The organism is Calothrix sp. NIES-3974, from assembly GCF_002368395.1.
Lineage (GTDB): Bacteria > Cyanobacteriota > Cyanobacteriia > Cyanobacteriales > Nostocaceae > NIES-3974.
In genome coordinates this window covers 1689727-1707652 of the sequence record NZ_AP018254.1, presented here as the reverse complement: position 1 = coordinate 1707652, position 17926 = coordinate 1689727, and the positions used below count along the sequence as shown (strand labels likewise).

Annotated in this window: 15 protein-coding genes and 1 pseudogene; 9 read left to right on the top strand and 7 right to left on the bottom strand. The window is 39.2% G+C overall.

Annotated elements, in window-relative coordinates; translation table 11 throughout:
- Window positions 1-38: 38 nt before the first annotated feature.
- The 3 genes from CDC37_RS06655 to CDC37_RS06645 form a co-directional block, all read right to left on the bottom strand.
- A complete protein-coding gene (locus CDC37_RS06655; protein WP_096621052.1) occupies window positions 39-1223 on the bottom strand; it encodes a glycosyltransferase family protein in 1185 nt (394 codons plus the stop codon).
- A gap of 308 nt (window positions 1224-1531) precedes the next feature.
- On the bottom strand, window positions 1532-2761 hold the full coding sequence (locus tag CDC37_RS06650; protein ID WP_442861068.1) for a glycosyltransferase family protein: 1230 nt from the start codon (window positions 2759-2761) through the stop codon (window positions 1532-1534).
- A 309-nt stretch (window positions 2762-3070) separates the two neighbouring features.
- Window positions 3071-4492, bottom strand: coding sequence for a UDP-glucose dehydrogenase family protein (locus tag CDC37_RS06645; RefSeq protein WP_096621051.1), 1422 nt, complete (start codon window positions 4490-4492; stop codon window positions 3071-3073).
- A 654-nt stretch (window positions 4493-5146) separates the two neighbouring features.
- Between CDC37_RS06645 and CDC37_RS06640 the strand changes: the two genes are divergently transcribed.
- The 8 genes from CDC37_RS06640 to CDC37_RS06605 all read left to right on the top strand — a co-directional run bounded on the left by CDC37_RS06640 (window position 5147) and on the right by CDC37_RS06605 (window position 14081).
- Complete coding sequence (locus tag CDC37_RS06640) at window positions 5147-7453, top strand: sensor histidine kinase (RefSeq protein ID WP_096621050.1); 2307 nt, start codon at window positions 5147-5149, stop codon at window positions 7451-7453.
- A complete protein-coding gene (locus CDC37_RS06635) occupies window positions 7440-7847 on the top strand; it encodes a response regulator (RefSeq protein WP_096621049.1) in 408 nt (135 codons plus the stop codon). The genes CDC37_RS06640 and CDC37_RS06635 overlap by 14 nt, the downstream gene beginning before the upstream one ends.
- Before the next feature lie 130 nt (window positions 7848-7977).
- Complete coding sequence (locus CDC37_RS06630; protein WP_442861067.1) at window positions 7978-9189, top strand: ATP-binding protein; 1212 nt, start codon at window positions 7978-7980, stop codon at window positions 9187-9189.
- Between the two features lie 176 nt (window positions 9190-9365).
- Window positions 9366-9926 carry a DNA methyltransferase gene (locus CDC37_RS06625; protein WP_172892763.1) on the top strand — a complete coding sequence of 187 codons (561 nt, stop codon included), beginning with the start codon at window positions 9366-9368 and terminating at the stop codon, window positions 9924-9926.
- An 86-nt stretch (window positions 9927-10012) separates the two neighbouring features.
- A complete protein-coding gene (locus CDC37_RS06620; protein WP_096621047.1) occupies window positions 10013-11377 on the top strand; it encodes an alkaline phosphatase family protein in 1365 nt (454 codons plus the stop codon).
- 351 nt (window positions 11378-11728) lie between these two features.
- Entirely contained in the window at window positions 11729-12853 is a 1125-nt protein-coding gene (locus CDC37_RS06615; protein ID WP_096621046.1) for a peptidoglycan-binding domain-containing protein, read from the top strand.
- Window positions 12854-13442: 589 nt separating this feature from the next.
- Window positions 13443-13730: a hypothetical protein gene (locus CDC37_RS06610; protein WP_096621045.1), complete on the top strand. Its 288-nt coding sequence runs from the start codon at window positions 13443-13445 to the stop codon at window positions 13728-13730.
- Window positions 13731-13841: 111 nt separating this feature from the next.
- A complete protein-coding gene (locus CDC37_RS06605) occupies window positions 13842-14081 on the top strand; it encodes a hypothetical protein (RefSeq protein WP_096621044.1) in 240 nt (79 codons plus the stop codon).
- A 246-nt stretch (window positions 14082-14327) separates the two neighbouring features.
- On the opposite strand, the gene CDC37_RS25650 is transcribed toward CDC37_RS06605, so the two are convergent.
- Window positions 14328-14609: a sensor histidine kinase gene (locus CDC37_RS25650; protein ID WP_442861083.1), complete on the bottom strand. Its 282-nt coding sequence runs from the start codon at window positions 14607-14609 to the stop codon at window positions 14328-14330.
- Window positions 14598-14786, bottom strand: a pseudogene (locus CDC37_RS25645) (response regulator); the annotation flags it as partial. The pseudogene CDC37_RS25645 and the gene CDC37_RS25650, both read right to left, overlap by 12 nt.
- A gap of 558 nt (window positions 14787-15344) precedes the next feature.
- On the opposite strand from CDC37_RS25645, the gene CDC37_RS06595 reads away from it, so the two are divergent.
- On the top strand, window positions 15345-16373 hold the full coding sequence (locus tag CDC37_RS06595) for a serine hydrolase (RefSeq protein WP_096621043.1): 1029 nt from the start codon (window positions 15345-15347) through the stop codon (window positions 16371-16373).
- A 30-nt stretch (window positions 16374-16403) separates the two neighbouring features.
- Here the strand turns inward: CDC37_RS06595 and CDC37_RS06590 are convergent, their stop codons facing one another.
- Complete coding sequence (locus CDC37_RS06590) at window positions 16404-17066, bottom strand: Uma2 family endonuclease (protein ID WP_096621042.1); 663 nt, start codon at window positions 17064-17066, stop codon at window positions 16404-16406.
- A gap of 55 nt (window positions 17067-17121) precedes the next feature.
- Window positions 17122-17814, bottom strand: a complete 693-nt coding sequence (locus CDC37_RS06585; RefSeq protein WP_096621041.1) for a Uma2 family endonuclease — start codon at window positions 17812-17814, stop codon at window positions 17122-17124.
- Window positions 17815-17926: the final 112 nt, after the last annotated feature.

The window sequence follows — 17926 nt, the reverse complement described above, 5'->3', positions numbered from 1 at the left end:
ATATTTTAAAAAACAGAGGATTGATCAAGTTAATTAAATTAAGCTAGTTGTGGTTGAAGAAGAAGACTTTTTAATGCTAAGGTGGTATTCTCTACACCGTTAAAATCAAATTTGATTCTGTTATGTTCCTGTTGCAGATAGTTAACTATTTTGTCAGTTAAGATTTCTGGTTGTAGTTCTTGTGGTTGTATCATTTTTACCACACCCAATTTTTCCAGTTTTTCTGCACGCATTTTCTGTTCTTGGTCATCGTTACCCATAAAGGGTAATATCATAGCTTTCGCTCCTGTGGTCATGATATTTAAAGTTGTATTATAGCCAGACATACTAATTGATAAATCGGCTTTTTGCATATAACTGAGTAGATTTATAGTGTAGCGACTAACACTGATATTTTTTTGGGTTGCTGTCAGATTTTGCCAGTTATGTAATTTTTCTGGTGGGATAAATGGACCTGTGAATACTTGAATATGATGGGGGATTTTTTCAGCTAGTATTGGTGCTGACTCGACTATACAATCAATTAACTCATGACCAAATCTTCCACCACCAACACTTACTAAAATCAGGGGATTTTCTGAGGTAATTACAGCTTCATCTTCTGGAGTTAGGGTAGGATGAAGTGACGGTTTTTGGACTACAAAGCCAGTATAGTTCATTTGACATTTGATGTCTTGTAAACGAGTGAAAGTTTCTGATAATGGATAGAATTTTGGGTCGCCATGAATTAGGAGTAAATCAAAGTATTTATTCATTAATTTACAAACTTTTTCTTCGTATTCGATGCGATTGGTTTTGGTGACAACTATATCACGTAAGCTGCAAACTATTTTGACAGACTTTTGAGTAAGTTTAGCTTGTTCCAACAGAGGAATTAATTCAAATTTAAACTTTCCTCGACCAAAGGGAAATAGTTCAATCATGAAGATATCTGGTTGAAATCGCTGGAAAATTTCCAAAAGTTGATTTTTACGAACTTCTTGGACTTCAGCTAAAGTTAGGGATGGATCAACAACCTGAAGGGTTTTAAATTCTGCATCTGTTTTAATCGCAGGTAAATTAATTACTTCCACTCCATCAGGTAGGGGAAACTCCTGGATAACTTCTCCACCGTTGACAAAGCAAACTTGAAATTCCGGTATCAATCCCCGAATAATTTCCATACTACGGACTAAATGTCCCATTCCTAGTATGTGTTGACAGTAAAACATTAATTTTTTCATACTTTTACCTGTTTTGTGGTTTTAATTAAGTTTGGAGTGAAAATAGTAGTATTGAGAAAGAGAGTGGGAGAGACGCGACATGTCCCGTCTGTACGGTAGTTGGGAGTAGGATTTAGTTCCGTATTTCTGAAAAATTTCTCAAGCTGGAAGGGATTAGGGAGTAGAAAGAAAATGAAATAGCGACTCCAGCTTTGTAACTTAATCATGAGCAACCTAAGTTAATGGTATGATTTGACCCGTTATCATTTGCATCACATGGAATACTACATTGATGAGATTTTCCGACTTACTCAAAATCTAAAATACCTTTATATTGGACAAAATTCCTGAGATTGGTAACTAAAAAATTCTGATGTAGTAGTAAATTTATCAGCGAGAAGATTTCTGAGTTGACGTGCGATTCGAGATAAACCTCCTAAATCAATCTTAGGAGTTGAATAGGGTGTGATTAAGATGTGGGTTAACTCATGAATCAAAGTCTCAGGTGTAAAATCATCGGGATGTATAGCTTGTAATAAACCCTGTTTTTCCATCCGAAAAGCGCGAATTAATTGTTCCTGGGAAGGTTTAAAACGGGGGATAATAATTGCTGGTGTCTTTGCTGATAAAATCTCACAGGTCGTATTATAACCACCCATCGCTACTACCGCATCTGCCGCTTGGATATAACTCATTAAATCATCAGTAAATTCCTCCATGATTACCTGGGGATTGTTCACTGTAATCTGTTCCAGTGCTTGTTTATGGTGTAATGGCATTTCTGGACCACAGATAATTAAACTTTTGAGGTTATGATTTTTTGGTAATATTTCTAAAGCTTGTAAATAAGTATGGATTAACTGATAACCATCCTCTCCTCCACCGGGAGTGACCAGGATTAACTTTTCTGTTGATTGTACCTGTAATTCTTGACTAATAATTTCTCGCTTTTTGCAACCTGATGGACGACGAATATAACCGCAAAATCTAACTTTTTTGGCTATTTTGGCAGGAAGTTGATATTCGTGAGTAAAATCAAATATGTCCTGAGTTCCCACTACTAATAATAAATCATAATACTCATCAATGGCTTGGTAATAATTATTTTTTTGCCATTCCCGAATAGTTTTTTCAGGAGTATCCAGAATATCGCGAAATAATAATACTAACTTAGTATCGGGAAGACTTTTATGTAAATAGCGCACCGTAGGAAACAACTCATCCTTGATTCCGTAGGCTTTTTTATCCACCAAAAATAAATCCGGTTGAAAATTAATAGCAGATGACAGAATGATGTGCGATCGCAATCTAATCACATCCTCCACATCCATCCCCAAATACTTCGCACTCACCTCCCCCATCTCCCCGCGATTTACGCAGGGAAGTTTAATATAATCCAGTCCTGGAGGTAAGCGAAATCCCTGCAACATCGGTGAACCTGATAGTAATAAAATCGACACTCCAGGAATTTCCTGGAGTAGATGTTCACATATCGCTAACATTCTGCGAATATTACCAAGACCGAATGCGTCATGGGAATATACCATCAGTCTAATCATGAAAAAACTCCAATCTTGATAATTTGAGGTTTGAAATTCTAAACTAATCTCACAGCTATTAGCTACCTATTTCTGAAGGATTTGGAATGATTCCCAGGGAATAGATTTGCTGGGAGAATCTCTCCTTGGGATATGTCTATGGTTAGAGAGATACAGCAAATTACAGGTTTTAAGAGGTATTTTATTCTGGGTTCCCAGGCTAACTTAAAACTTCTTTTCTGACCGTTTACTGTATAACGCTACGTCAACCATACTGGGAATATTGAGAAAATATCTATTCTTTCCCTTGAATCTTCTAGCAGGGGTGATTCAAACTATTTCTAACACAGGAAATTGATTTATATTTTTCGTCATGATTTGATTTGTCATCCCAACATAACTGTAATTAGGACGACCAATACCAATATAATGAAAACCTACTTCTGCCAAAATTTGTGGATTCAAGAAATTTCTTCCATCCACAATAATCGGTGTCACCATTAAACTTGCAAGTCGATGATAATCCAATTCTCGGAAGATTTGCCAATCCGTAACCAACACTAAAGCGTCACAATTTTCAGCTAATTCCTCCGGATTATTTGCTAAAATCAATTGAGCAAGATTAGAATGGGAATTTCTAGAGGAAATAATTGGGTCATAACCTTTGACCTTTGCACCTAAACGGGTCAAATTCGTAATTAAATCCAACGCAGGAGCATCCCGCAAATCATCAGTATCAGGTTTAAAAGTTAATCCCAATAAACCAATAGTTTTACCCTTAAGAATCTTTAATACCTGCTGCAATTTCTCTAACGCAACTAAACGTTGAGTTTGATTAGTTGCAACTGCTGCATTTAACAACCGTGTTTCGTAACCATAATCCCTAGCAGTGTGAATCAATGCAGACACATCCTTGGGAAAACAGGAACCACCCCAACCAATCCCTGCTTGCAAAAATTTATTCCCAATCCGCGAATCTAAACCGATTCCTGTCGCTACCTGAGTTACATCTGCACCCACTCTGTCACAGATATTGGCAACTTCGTTAATAAAACTAATCTTTGTCGCTAAAAAAGCATTAGCTGCATACTTAATCATCTCTGCCGATGTAATATCTGTCACCACCACCGGAACTGCAGGTAAAGATTTATCCTCCGCAAACTCTCGACTCACAATCGGTGCATACAAATCCTTCATCATTGCGATCGCTCTATCGCTATTACTTCCCAAAACAATTCTGTCGGGATTGAAAGTATCATAGACAGCTGAACCTTCCCGTAAAAACTCTGGATTACTCACCACATCAAATCCAGCAATCCTCTCCTGACGTTCCGCGACTCCATCCAACACAATCCTGCGAACCCAATCACCAGAACCAATGGGAACGGTGGACTTGTTCACAATAACTTTATATCCCCCATTCAAATGGGAACCAATACCCCGTGCGACCGCTTCTACATACTGAGTATCACTTTCCCCTGTTGGTAGCGCCGGAGTACCTACCGCAATAAATAGGATATCACCATGCGCAACACCCGCAGCCAAATCAGTACTAAACTGCAATCTTCCTGCTTCCATTCCCGACTGCATAATTTCATCTAAACCAGGTTCAAAAATTGGAGACCTTCCAGATTGCATTAGTGCCACCTTTTCTGCATTATTATCAATGCAGATGACGTGGTGTCCAATTTTTGCGAGACAAGCACCTGTAACCAAGCCAACATATCCCGTACCGATAACGCAAACTCGCATGGTGATAACCTCTATCTCAGGAAATAATTTCCGCAAAACAGCCGATGTGTTTGCTGGTATATATCCTTATAGAGCAGGATGAAAATTTGATGAATTTTCCATGAGAAAATTCTCATCAATACTCAATATCGACTGGAAATCTCGATTTATACTTAATCATCAGTATCTAGAAAATAGGGAGTAGTCAACATGTAATGCTGACATCACAATTAATGAAAGTTTTTTCTACTCCCAACTCCCCTACAGACGGGACATGTTGCGTCTCTCCCACTTCCTCCTCACAAGTAAATTTTATTTTTTATTAAACTATTGTTACTTAATAACTTATTTCTTAAACAAAGCTAGTAGTGCAAGTCTAAGTGTTTTCACATTTATTATCTGTTTTTCCTATAACCTGTTGTTAGAATACGAGGCGTGAGTATAAATTACATAGGTATACTTTGCAATTAGTTTGTTGACAGATGACAGTTGAGCTGGAAGCATTAGCTATCTAAAAAAAGCTCACTGATTGACCCTGTAAACGATGAGATAGGAGTTTTTCCTACTCCCAGACAGACTTTCATCTATAGTGAAGGCAGTACATTAAGGCTACTAAATATTATTTGAACTTATCTCAAATTCCCAATCATCCTGAATATTGCAGGAGTACAATCAATGACCAGTGTTTTACAGCAGGAAAACCGGGAATGGATGCAACTCAAAGATGCACCAATCCATCTTTACGATGAAATTCAACCACACGGTGTACTTTTGGTATTGCAAGAACCGGAATTAACGATTTTACAAGTTAGTAGTAACGTCCATACTCATTTTGGGATTGCACCGGAAGCGGTATTGGGAATGAAACTAGAGGACTTACTGGATACCTATCAAATTGGACAAATTCAACAGGGTTTAAGCGCAGAAAGTCTGGATTTTATTAATCCCAGTAAGGTCTGGATTCGCAAATCTGGTGATGATTATAGTGTGTTTGATGCGGTTTTCCATCGTAACCAAGAGGGCTTTTTAGTTTTAGAACTGGAACCAGCGTTATCACAGGAAAATATTCCTTTCTTGAGTTTTTATCACCTAGCTAGAGCTTCCATTAACCAGCTTTCAGCCAATAGTAGTAACCATGATTTTTGTCAAATAATTGTGCAAGAGGTGCGCAAGATTACCGGATTTGATCGGGTAATGCTTTACAAATTTGATGAAGATGGACATGGTTCGGTCATTGGGGAAGAAAAACTGAGTCATTTAGAATCCTATTTAGGTTTACACTATCCCGAATCCGATATTCCCAAACCTGCTCGCAAACTGTTTACTTCAAATTGGATTCGGATTATTCCCAATACCCATGTAGAGCCAGTCAAAATTATTCCAGCAATCAATCCGATTAGCAAAACGGCGACAAATTTAACTAACTCTATTTTGCGGAGTGCATCTCCCTGTCATATTGAATATTTGCACAATATGGGTGTGGGTGCATCCTTAACAATTTCCTTGATTAAGGAAGGTAAATTGTGGGGATTAATCGCTTGTCACCACCAAACACCTAAATATGTATCCTATGAATTGCGAAAAGCCTGTGAATTTTTAGGAAGGGTGGTATTTGCAGAAATTTCCGCACGGGAAGAGACAGAAGATTACGATTATCGCATGCAGTTAGCCCATGTTCAATCTGCATTAGTTGAACAAATGTCCCAGGAGGAAAACTTTATTGATGGCTTAGTCCAAGTTGATCAACCAAATATATTAGATTTAGTCAATGCACAAGGTGCGGCAATTTGTTTTGCTGGTAATTATACTTTGATTGGGAAAACACCTAGTGAAGAGGATTTAAATTACTTGCTGCAATGGCTACGCTCAAACGTGAATGAGGAGGTGTTTTATACAGATTCTCTACCCAAAATTTATCCGGATGCGGAAAAATATAAACATGTAGCCAGTGGATTATTAGCAATACCGATATCCAAGCGAAACTATGTGCTGTGGTTCCGTCCAGAGGTCATCCAAACCGTCAATTGGGGTGGTGATCCCAATAATGCTTTTGCTTTGACACAAAGCGATGGTAATTTACGTTTACGTCCACGTAAATCCTTTGAACTGTGGAAAGAAACTGTTCAATTAACCTCTTTAAATTGGAAGCATGTCGAGATTAAAGCAGCATTAGAATTGCGCAAAGCGATTGTGAATATTGTGCTAAAACAAGCCGATGAATTAGCTCAATTAGCTCATGATTTAGAACTTTCTAATGCCGAGTTGAAAAAATTCGCCTATGTTGCTTCCCATGATTTACAAGAACCATTAAATCAGGTTGCTAACTATGTGCAACTGTTGGAAATGCGCTATCAAAATCAACTAGATGAAGATGCAAACGAATTCATCAGTTATGTCGTGGAAGGTGTCAGCTTAATGCAAACCTTAATTGATGATGTGTTAGCATATTCCAAGGTTGATATGCAAGCGGTGGAATTTCAACTAACAGATGTTAATCTAGCTTTAGAGCGAGCATTAGGGAATTTACGTCAACGCATTAACGAAACCAAAGCAACCATTACCCATGACGATTTACCAACAGTCATGGCAGATAGTACGCAAATTATGCAACTATTTCAAAACCTAGTGGGTAATGCGATTAAATTCCGCAGCGACAAACCACCAGTGATTCATATTGGTGCAACTCGACTAGAAGAAGAATGGTTGTTTTCTGTGAGCGATAACGGAATTGGATTAGATCCCAAATTTAGCGATCGCATTTTCGTCATCTTCCAACGTTTACATACCCGTGACGAATATCATGGAACGGGTATGGGTTTAGCGATTTGTAAAAAAATTATTGAATGTCATCGAGGAAGAATTTGGGTCGAATCCCAACCAGGGGAAGGTGCTACTTTCTACTTTACACTTCCATTGGGAGGAAGCGAACGTGAACGAGTCAAACGACGTAAAGTCAAGGCAAATATTTTTGGTCGAGGATAATAAAGCCGATATTCGTCTGATTCTCGAAGCGCTGAAACATAGTTCCCTTCCTCATGAAGTGGTGACAGTCCGCGACGGTATGGATGCGATGGCTTACCTGCGTCGGGAAGGGGAGTATGAAAACGCACCTCGACCAGACCTAATCTTACTTGACCTGAATTTACCAAAAAAAGATGGCAGAGAAGTCTTAGCAGAAATCAAAGCTGACCCCAACCTCCGGAGAATACCCGTAGTTGTACTGACTACTTCCCGGAATGAAGAAGATATTTTTCATAGCTATGACCTCCACGTCAATTGCTACATTACCAAATCTCGCAACCTCAGCGAACTTTTTCAAATCGTCAAAGGAATCGAGGATTTTTGGTTATCAACAGTAACTTTACCCCTGGAATAGGACAACAGGGAACCCAGGGGAGAAGAAACTTTCATCATACTTCAGATACTTAGAGATATATTAGTATCCGGTCTCCCCCGCTTTCCTTCTTCCTCTCTCCTTTGATCCCCTCTCCCACTCCCTCTCGATTATGGTAACTTTAGTCAAAATCCTATTAATAGAGGATAACTTGGCAGAAGCAAGGTTATTAAGGGAATTGTTGACAGCATCACCCACCTACGAGATAAGTTTGCTACACTGCCAACGTTTAGGTGATGCACTGCAACATTTGATGCAATTACAAATTCAGGGTATGGTTTGTCCCTTTGATGTGATTTTGTTGGATTTAACCTTACCTGACAGCACAGGGTTAAATTCCCTACCTCCTTTGATGCACCTAGCTCCCAGTATTCCAATTGTGGTGCTAACTAATACCAATGATGATGATTTAGCGGTAGAAGCAGTACGTCAAGGAGCGCAAGATTACCTAGTCAAGCGAGAAATTCATCAAGAAAACGGCGTACTGTTATTGCGATCGCTACGATATGCGATTGAGCGCAAACATGCTCTCGAACATCTACGCACCCTTAACAAATCCCTAGAAACTTGTGTGGAAGAAAGGACAAGCGAATTGCTCAAAGCACAAGAGATTAATCAATTTAAATCGGAATTTGTCTCGATGCTGTCCCATGATATTCGTAATCCTTTAAACACAATTTTATTAGCTGCGGGGTTATTACAAAATAGTGATGGGAAAGTTTCTCCAGAGAAAAAACAATCCCACTATCAATTAATCCGCTCGGCAATTAAATCAATGGCACAATTATTAGATGAGGCTTCTTTCATTGGCAAAGCAGATACGGGGAAAATCCCCTGTGATTTGGAGGTGATTGACTTAGGGCAGTTTTGTCACCAGCTATTAGAAGAATATCAACTAGCAGCAGCAGAAAAAAATATAAAAATTTTCTTAAAAATCTGTGGGGCATTTCATCAAGGTGCATTATGGGATGAAACCTTACTCAGACATATTATTGGAAATTTACTGAATAATGCGATTAAATATTCCCTTCCTCCCAGTCAAATTAACTGGGAATTATTGAATCAGAAAAATCGTGTAATTATCCAAATTCAAGACTCTGGAATTGGCATTCCTCCAGCCGATTTACCCCGTATTTTCCAACCCTTCCATCGTGCTGATAACGTAGGGAAAATTACTGGAACAGGTTTAGGATTAGCAATTGTGAAGAAATGTGTGGACGCTCATGGGGGTGAAATTTCCGTTTGGAGTCAAGTTGGAATTGGAACTACTTTTACTGTGATTTTACCTGTAACTTATCATGAGGGTATTTCTGATTCAAGTTAATTATATTTATTCATGTCCAGTCAAATTAAATCATTTGCAGATTATCAGCAAGATGCACATAAGTTAGTGGGGAATATTATCCAGATATTCTTCAAAGTGCTTGTCAACTTTATGAACCAGTTTTAATTTTGTTCGGTCAATTATTAAAATCATCTGAGTCTTCTGTTCGATTGCTGATGCAAATTTCTGAAGTTCCTAATCAATGGATGAGAGTACAACTAGCAAGAATTTTTCGGAAATATGTTAGTCCAGATACTCCGGTTGAAATGCTGAAAAGAAAACAGAAGGTTCAAGAAATCTGCGATCGCTTTGGTTACAGTTTTAGAGCAATTCCACTTGTACAAGCTGCTTCTGACGTTGGGGATTTAGTTTTAGATTGTTTTTCTGGTTCAGGTACAACTTTAGCTGTCGCTTCCGAATTAAAACGTAAATGGATTGGAATCGATAATAGTTTGGAAGCGATCGCCACAACTTTAAGACGTTTCTCTGATGGTTGTCAACCAATGGGTGACTTCGTGAATACAAATAAAACTAGTAAGCAGGAGTGTAAAACAAAATTAGCACAACTATCATTATTTGATGTCGATGAAATTGAACAAAGCAGTCAGTCAACTTCAAAACATCATCAAAATCAAGTCAGTAATTTCTCCTTGTATGCAGATGAATTATTGGTGGAGGATTTGAAAAATCTGTTAAATCAACTTGAATTCGAGGGGGAATCCTCAATGACTATTTGAGACAAGGATTTTTTTCGGGTTAGGAGTTGAGGAAAGAAACTGGTGGCAATATTCTAGAATGGGGATATTGGGTTAATAACAAGAATATGCCTGGTATACTTTCCCGTGCTGAAGCCAGTTTAATCGCAAGACAGCAATGGACTCAAGGTTTTAAACGAACACGCATCCGTCCGAGTTACGATGGATTGGGTTTGGCAAATGTTCCGGCTTTGATTTTACAATGGCTAGGAGCTGATAAAGATGGGTTTGCTGCTACTACCTTACCTCCCCTGCAACCGCAGCTACTGGGTGATGAGTTGGTGACCAAGGCTTGGGAACAGTGGTTAAATGCTGGAGCAATTAATCATGTGATTTTTCTGATTTTGGATGGTTTGGGGTACGACCAACTCCGGGATTTAATCGCAAATGGGGATACACCTAATCTTGCTCAAGCCTGCTCTAGTCCCCAGGCTTTTTTTATGCCCATTACTTCCGTATTTCCCAGTACAACTACGGTGGCTCTGACTTCGGCAGCAACGGCTACGAGTCCGGCTCAACACGGAATTTTAGCTACTAGCATGTATCTGCGGGAACTAGGTAGTATTGTGGATTTTATTGCTTGGCGACCGAAAATATCGCCGACAAATGCGCCTTTGTTAGATACCCAACTCAATCCGGATACATTTGTCCCTGTAGCAAATATTTATCTGCGTTTAGAACAGGCAGGGGTAAATACGGAAATTGTGAATTACCATGCCTTCAAGCAATCTAGTATTAGTCGTTATACCAGTGTTGGTAGTAAAGCAGGGAAGGATGGTTTTCACGGTTATTTGACACCGCAACAGGGATTTGTTCAACTATGCGATCGCATTTCTAACCAGGTCAGTCCGAAAAGTTTTACCTATATGTACGTACCCAATGTTGATGCTAGTGCCCATCGACACGCTCCCTTAAGTCCTCACTACCGAGCCGAAATCAGTGGGATTGACTTTGCTTTACAACGGGAAATTTTGCAACCACTCCAAGGTCGTGAGGATACCGTATTAATTTTAATTGCCGACCACGGACAACGGGTGACAAATAAAGAGCAAATTCTCTGGTTAAATGACCATCCAGGTATCACTGACCATTTGTTTGTTCCTCCGACTGGAAGCAGTCAAGCTCGATACCTACACGTGAAACACCATCGCGAAGCTCAGGTAATTAAATATATTGAAAATTACCTGGATGATGATTTTATGGTGATTTCCACGGACACTGCTTGTCAACTAGGTTTATTTGGACTAGCAGACATTCCCCCTTATTCCCGCGATCGCATTGGTGATTTAATTGTACTTCCCCGCGACGAATGGAGTTGTTTCCATTCCTTCCAACCTGTGTCCCCGGAGGATCGGAAAAATGTGAATGCTGGTTTACATGGAGGTTTAGGTCGTGCGGAAATGCTCATTCCATTTTTAGCCTATCGTTTTTAATTGTGGGGAATAGGGAGTAGGAAAAAACGGCGTTGCTGAATACAAATATGAATTGAAAATTTGACGTTGTGTAGAGACGTAGCGATGCTACGTCTCTACGTAGACGCAGGTAGCGCGGATCGACCGAAGAGACGGTTGTGGTTTCAATACAAAATGTAAATAATCATAATTCATACCCAAATTCAGCAACGCCGAAAAAACTACTGTTGTAGTTTCTGGTGTACATAGTTCATTTAATCCCTAAATTTCCACATCACGAAGGAACTATTCTCTTTTGCGAAATCATACCCAAGCCGATTGTAGTTAGTTGCATAGATTACTTAATTTCACACTTTACAATCGGAGCGTAATATGCCAGTTCTTTCCACCACTGTTCAATCTTTCGTCAAAAATGCTCGCTTCAACTGCGGGGAAATGGCTCAATTAGAAAGACTTAGCAATAACCGTCTAGATGCGGAGATGATTGCTACCCGCTATGTTGATACCCTAGAAGCAGGTGTCGGTAGCTGGTTAAATCAACTACTTCAACGTCTCGGTAGTCGAGTCCGTGTCGGAACTGCGATCGCAAATCTCAGCAGTGAAGCTGATTTATTAGCAGGACGGGTGTTACTTCCGGATGCGGGACGGAAACATCCTTCTGTATTAGCAGTACAAAAGGCTTTAATCGCTTTAGCAAGTCGGACAAAAAATTTGAGTTACATGTTGTTAGAATTTGGTGCAGACGGTGACTATGGAGATGAAACCGTCAAAGCCGTGAGGGAATTTCAACGTCAAAACGGATTGGTTGTTGATGGTAAAGTTGGTCAAAAAACTGCTCAGGCTTTAGACCGGGAATTACGCAGAACCCGTGTACCAGGAATTACCCAAGCGACTTTACAAGATATTGTGAGTGCAGCGAATGAACTGTGTACACCAGAATTTGCCAAAAATTATGATTTCTCAGAACCTTGGGTGAATCTTGACCCCAGACATAATGCACCTGTCGGTGTACCCATTGGTGTGTTGCGTAATGTGTTTAAATGTAATTTATTTGGTGGTAATGTTTTACGCAAAGGTGGGTTTGAACCTCCTTACTATCGTAACAATAATAATAGTAATAGGGGTGAATATGCCAATGCTAATCAATGGTACAAATGGAGCGATCGCTATGCAGCAAGTCACGGTAATCCCGTTCGCTTTAAACTGGTAGATGAAGTCAAAGTCACATCCATTGCGAATCAAGACCAACAACTACAACGAATCCGTCAGTTACTAGCACAGGTGAAACCAGGGGAATTTGTCATGGTTGGTTATCCCGGTGATACCGTGATTAATGGTGGACACACCCGTGTTTGCGTCTCTAATGAATTTTCGAGCAATGGAACTGTTTCCTTCGCTCAAGCGAGTTCCCACCCTGCATTAGTGCGTCATGAAGGTGCAGATGTCTTTTTGGGTGTTGAAACTGTGTGGTTATTACGTCCAAATACACCGATGTAATGTAATACAGGACTGATGAAAGGACAATGTAAACACTGTCATCGCACTTCTTCCCGTAGCAGATCGACCGTAGGGTAATAGGGTAGACCCACAGAGGTTTCTTGCTTGCGTAGCCATCCCAAACACCTGATTTCTCACAACGAGTGCGTAGGTTCTGATATTAGTATCTTAACATGCACACTGATATACCTTTTGGTTTGTTGACGGTTGACCTTCAAGGATTAACCATCTAAACAAAAAGCACACTTATTGACCGTATAGATTTTACTTGTTTGACCTATCAGTTTTGTTGGGTTCCACTGCGTTCCAACACCACTTACTTTAACGCGGGAAACCTGTGCAACGTAGTGGTTTCCCAACCGACAATTATCCCTGACTACTAATTTGTTCCAGTCATAGCACACCCCACAGACAACAGATATCTACATCTACTTCCTCCCAGATTTTGATCAACACCCTCTAAGTCTCTACTACTATATTTACTTGAGAAAAGAAAATTTAGCTGCAAATCTTTCCAGGTTCTTGACTTTTGTTCTTTATCTTGAGACTTGTAAACGAATTGAAACGGTCTCAAGGAGAGAACGAAAGTATGAGAAACACTACTAAAACAATTTTCGCAGCAGCATTAATGGGTATAATCGGTTTTGGTGCAATATCTTCAAGCGCGATCGCTGCAACGAAACACGGTACAAACTCTGCTCAAACTAGTAGTGTAGTGACACCGAAAAAGGCTGTGACTGCGTCAGTAAAATCAACTGTTCACAAATACCACGGAAAACAGTATCACAAAAAAACAAATCTCAAATCCCAACCATCTACTCCAGTAAAAGCAGGGTTGAGAGCAGTACCTCTTAAATCGAGCAATGTCAAAAAATAAACGAATTCAGAATCAACCTAGAAATTCATTGTAGCAATTGTATTAGTTAGCCCGAAGTCGTTTTTCATTACCTGTAATTTCCACAATCTTCAAACTAAAGGTAGACAAATCATGCTCAAAACAAAAAACACAATCTTAGCGGCAACATTAATGGGTATAATCGGTTTTGGTGCAATATCTTCAAGTGCGATCGCTACAACGAAACACGCTACAAACTCTGCTCAAACTAGTAGTGTAGTGACACCAAAAAAAACTGTGGCTGTATCTAAAAAAGCAATCCAAAAAACAAAATTATTCAAACAGAAACACCACAGAAAGTACCACCACAGACAAAATTTCCCACGGAAATAAAATTATCAGTTCACAGTCATCAGTGATAAATCCTACCTCATCTATTTCCGGAAATTTAGTTTAGTTAAGCCTAGTATATACCAGGTTGAATTGCAAGTTTAAACAAAGACGAACGAGTTACATTTAGCAAATAATAGACCTGAGACTCTTCCCACATATAGTTGATGAATATAGGCTTAATTCCGTCAGGACAATTAAGCCTATTTTTGTAGTAGTAATTCTTTTGATTAATACAAAATAATTTGCTTATGATAATGGTAAATAGACTGTAAAACAACTACCCACACCCAACTGACTACTAAGGGTAATCCAACCATTATGATTTTGAGCGATCGCTTTCGCAATTGCTAGTCCTAAACCCGATCCACCACCATGGTAATGACGAGAAGTATCTGCACGCCATAATCGCTCAAAGACCCGTTCTATATTGTCCGGAGCGATACCAATTCCTGTATCTTGAATTTGGATAGAAATATATTTGAAATGTCGATTCGGAATAATCACAATACTTCCACTACAAAGACTAATTCCATCGAGTTTTGGTAACATTAAATCGAGCAGAATTAAATCATATTCTGTTGCTTGAGCATATTCCCAAGCTTCAATTCCGTCAAAAGTAATATCGACAACATAGTTTTGATGCTTTAAATCCTCTGCAAGCGGTTTAGCAATTCGCTGGTCATCTTCGACAATTAAAATTCGCATCCAATTCATCCTTCTTGCTTGATTTAACTATTCTAATTTAGCTGTTTTCGAGAGAGAAGATTCCTTTTTTATTTAAATTTAAGTATTTGCGATCGCATGACCAATACTCTTACCAAGTCAGTTGAAGCAAGCCAATCAGAATTCACATCTGTTTCTGATTTACCAAACAGGAATCAAGCGAAAGCCAAATAAAAACTATCAACGAAATGAAAATCAATAAAAAATAGATTTTTAATCATCCAGCTATTGACGAATTGCATCAAAACAAACTAGCATGTGTAACTGAAAATCCGGATCCGAAATATTCATCTTCAGGGTGTAACCGCAGAAACAAAGTATTCTGCACGTCTTGTCAATCTACACTGCTTCGAGCTAAAACTTAATTTGTTCAATTGTTAGTGGATTCTATTCATTATTTTGGCTGAGGCGATTATCCAAATATTATCTAGTTAACTCAATCAGGATAACGGCTAAATTTGTCATATAAATCTCAGTTCGCTGATAAATGCTTTGGATTTTTTCATTTTTTCTTTCACTCACACCTTCTCTATCAAATTCATGAAATTAACCCATCTCCTATCTTCTACTATTGGTAGCACCATTTGGATTTTATCATCGGTACAATTAACTTTCGCAAACACCACACCTCTCCCACCATTACCAGGAATAAGATTTATACCTCCTCAATCAGAAGAAACAAATCCCTTTAATCCTGATGTCAATAGCAATTTGAACCAACCGAATAATCAATACCCCCCATCCGAACCCCTCAAATTTGGAAAACCAGTATCATTATTGGACACGCAAATTCGTCAGTTGATGAATCGTTACAAATCCCTCTCACCGGGGATGTTTTTTGTTGATTTACAAACCGGGGATTATTTAGATATTAACGGCGATCGCATATTCTCCGCAGCGAGTACAATTAAATTCCCGATTCTAGTTGCTCTGTTTGAAGAAATCGAAGCAGGTCGTATCCGTCTTGATGAATTATTAGTCGAAAGAGCAGATTTAAAGGTTGGTGGTTCGGGAGACTTGCAATATAAACCAGCAGGAAGCAAATTTACAGTGCTAGAAACTGCAACCAAAATGATGACAATTAGCGATAACGTTGCTACCAACATGATTATTGACCGCTTAGGTGGTAAAAATGTTTTGAATAAGCGGTTTCGTCATTGGGGATTACAACAAACCCAAATTAATCATTTACTTGTCGATGAATACGGAACAAACAAAACTAGCGCTAAGGATTTAGTGAAACTTGCGGCTTTGGTGGTAAATAATCAATTAATTAATGAAAATAGCCGCACCCATATTTACAATATGATGGGAAATTGTCACAATCAAAGTCTTCTACCTAAAGGTTTAGGAACAGGTGCAAAAATTTATCATAAAACAGGTACTTTGCGGTTTGTTTTAGGTGATGCGGGAATCGTCAAAACAGCAAGTGGGAAAGTCTATTTAGCAGGAATTATCGTCCAGCGACCCAACCATGATGAAAGCGCAATCCGCTTTATCCGTGAAGTTTCTCGACTTGTATACAATTATTTTGAAAGTCCACAAAATTTGACATTAAAGTCGATATAAATTGGTGGTAAATATGTTAAAAATAACCCCCTAATCATCGGGATTAATATTCAATTCACGCAACTTTGCTGCTAATCTTTCAGCTTCTTCTTCCGGTGTCGGCACTAATTTCCCTTCTCTGGTAAAAAAGCGCACCTGATTCTGATAAATTCCCAGATACAAACCCAATTGTTGACTCCATAGATGTCCTAAATCATTTGGTTTTAGGGATTGGTAAGTACCATCAACTAAGTGGAAACCAGCAAATTCTAAGGTATCTGGGTCAAACCAAAAATAATCATGGGTGCGAAAAATATCTTGATAAATTTGTTTTTTGAAATTTTTATCAACTTCAGCCGTTTTAGGAGATAGTATTTCCACAATCACATTGGGATATTTTCCATCCTCCTCCCAGACCACCCAACTTTTACGAGGTTTGCGATCGCATCCTAAAACCACAAAAAAATCAGGTCCGCGAAAATCCTCTGATTTGCGTTGACGGGGACTGTAATAAATGGTTAAATTACCAGCAGCATAAAAATCATTTCTATCTCGCCATAACCATTTGAGACATTTAAGGAAAAGCATGATTTGCTCTAGGTGTAATTCCGTTTCCACAGGTGGTTCATCGCTATATAAATCTCCCTGGGGAAAAATTATAGCCGCTGATGGGTCTGGAATTATTTCTACTTCTTTTTCTTGAGCGAGGGACATGAGTAAAAGTTGCAGAAGGTTATTTGCGATCCGTATGGGTTTATTGTAGCGCCGTCTAACTTCTTCTAGTTGCCAATTTTGCGACAAACTCTTGATGGGCTTTAGTTGTGACTCCCTGCTGCACCACAGTCAATACCTGAGCTAGATTATCTGCCAATAATGCAGTTACATCCAAATTTAACCCAGGAAAAACCTGACTGTAAATAATCCCAGCATCATCAGGAACTAACTGCTGATATTCTCCAGCTTGTAACCAAAACCAACTAACTTTTTGTTCCCCCACTTGCCAAACAATATATTCCAACACCCCATTGCGACGATATGCCTTCAATTTATCATGTAAATCATAGGATGCACTGCTTGCAGCCACTTCCACAATTAACTCCGGAGCTCCTTCCACATAATCATCCTCACTAATGGACGATTGTCCCCCACAAGCAGACTCAATTCGCAACAAAGCATCCGGTTGGGGTTCATTATCCAAATCCAAACGGACTGTGGCATTATCAGCCAATTCTACACCCGGTGTTGCCGCCTCGTAAACCGCCAACCAACCAATAATCCGACTATGGGGTTTTCCGTGTTGACGATATCTTAGGGGTGAAGCCACGTAAACAACTCCTTCAATTAATTCAGCCTTTTTCAAGTTAGGCATAGCCATGTAGCGACGTTCAAACTCAAATCGAGTTAAGCGATCGCCATTTTCCAAATAGGGAATGCAAACATCAGGCTTGTTAACGATGGTCATGTTCCACCTCCTACATTCAGCCACCCCCATCTTACCAACAATCATGTAGAGACGTAGCATTGCTATGTCTCTACAACATAATATTAATTACACCTCGATTCTGCCACGTAAT

Excerpts from the sequence above, each read along its gene's own strand:
- CDC37_RS06620 (WP_096621047.1), top strand. The coding sequence starts at position 10,013 with ATGCCTGGTATACTTTCCCGTGCTGAAGCCAGTTTAATCGCAAGACAG.
- CDC37_RS06630 (WP_442861067.1), top strand. The coding sequence starts at position 7,978 with ATGGTAACTTTAGTCAAAATCCTATTAATAGAGGATAACTTGGCAGAA.
- CDC37_RS06640 (WP_096621050.1), top strand. The coding sequence starts at position 5,147 with ATGACCAGTGTTTTACAGCAGGAAAACCGGGAATGGATGCAACTCAAA.
- CDC37_RS06585 (WP_096621041.1), bottom strand. The coding sequence starts at position 17,814 with ATGACCATCGTTAACAAGCCTGATGTTTGCATTCCCTATTTGGAAAAT.
- CDC37_RS06590 (WP_096621042.1), bottom strand. The coding sequence starts at position 17,066 with ATGTCCCTCGCTCAAGAAAAAGAAGTAGAAATAATTCCAGACCCATCA.
- CDC37_RS06650 (WP_442861068.1), bottom strand. The coding sequence starts at position 2,761 with ATGATTAGACTGATGGTATATTCCCATGACGCATTCGGTCTTGGTAAT.
- CDC37_RS06655 (WP_096621052.1), bottom strand. The coding sequence starts at position 1,223 with ATGAAAAAATTAATGTTTTACTGTCAACACATACTAGGAATGGGACAT.
- CDC37_RS06595 (WP_096621043.1), top strand. The coding sequence starts at position 15,345 with ATGAAATTAACCCATCTCCTATCTTCTACTATTGGTAGCACCATTTGG.
- CDC37_RS06610 (WP_096621045.1), top strand. The coding sequence starts at position 13,443 with ATGAGAAACACTACTAAAACAATTTTCGCAGCAGCATTAATGGGTATA.
- CDC37_RS06625 (WP_172892763.1), top strand. The coding sequence starts at position 9,366 with ATGCAAATTTCTGAAGTTCCTAATCAATGGATGAGAGTACAACTAGCA.
- CDC37_RS06615 (WP_096621046.1), top strand. The coding sequence starts at position 11,729 with ATGCCAGTTCTTTCCACCACTGTTCAATCTTTCGTCAAAAATGCTCGC.
- CDC37_RS06645 (WP_096621051.1), bottom strand. The coding sequence starts at position 4,492 with ATGCGAGTTTGCGTTATCGGTACGGGATATGTTGGCTTGGTTACAGGT.
- CDC37_RS06605 (WP_096621044.1), top strand. The coding sequence starts at position 13,842 with ATGCTCAAAACAAAAAACACAATCTTAGCGGCAACATTAATGGGTATA.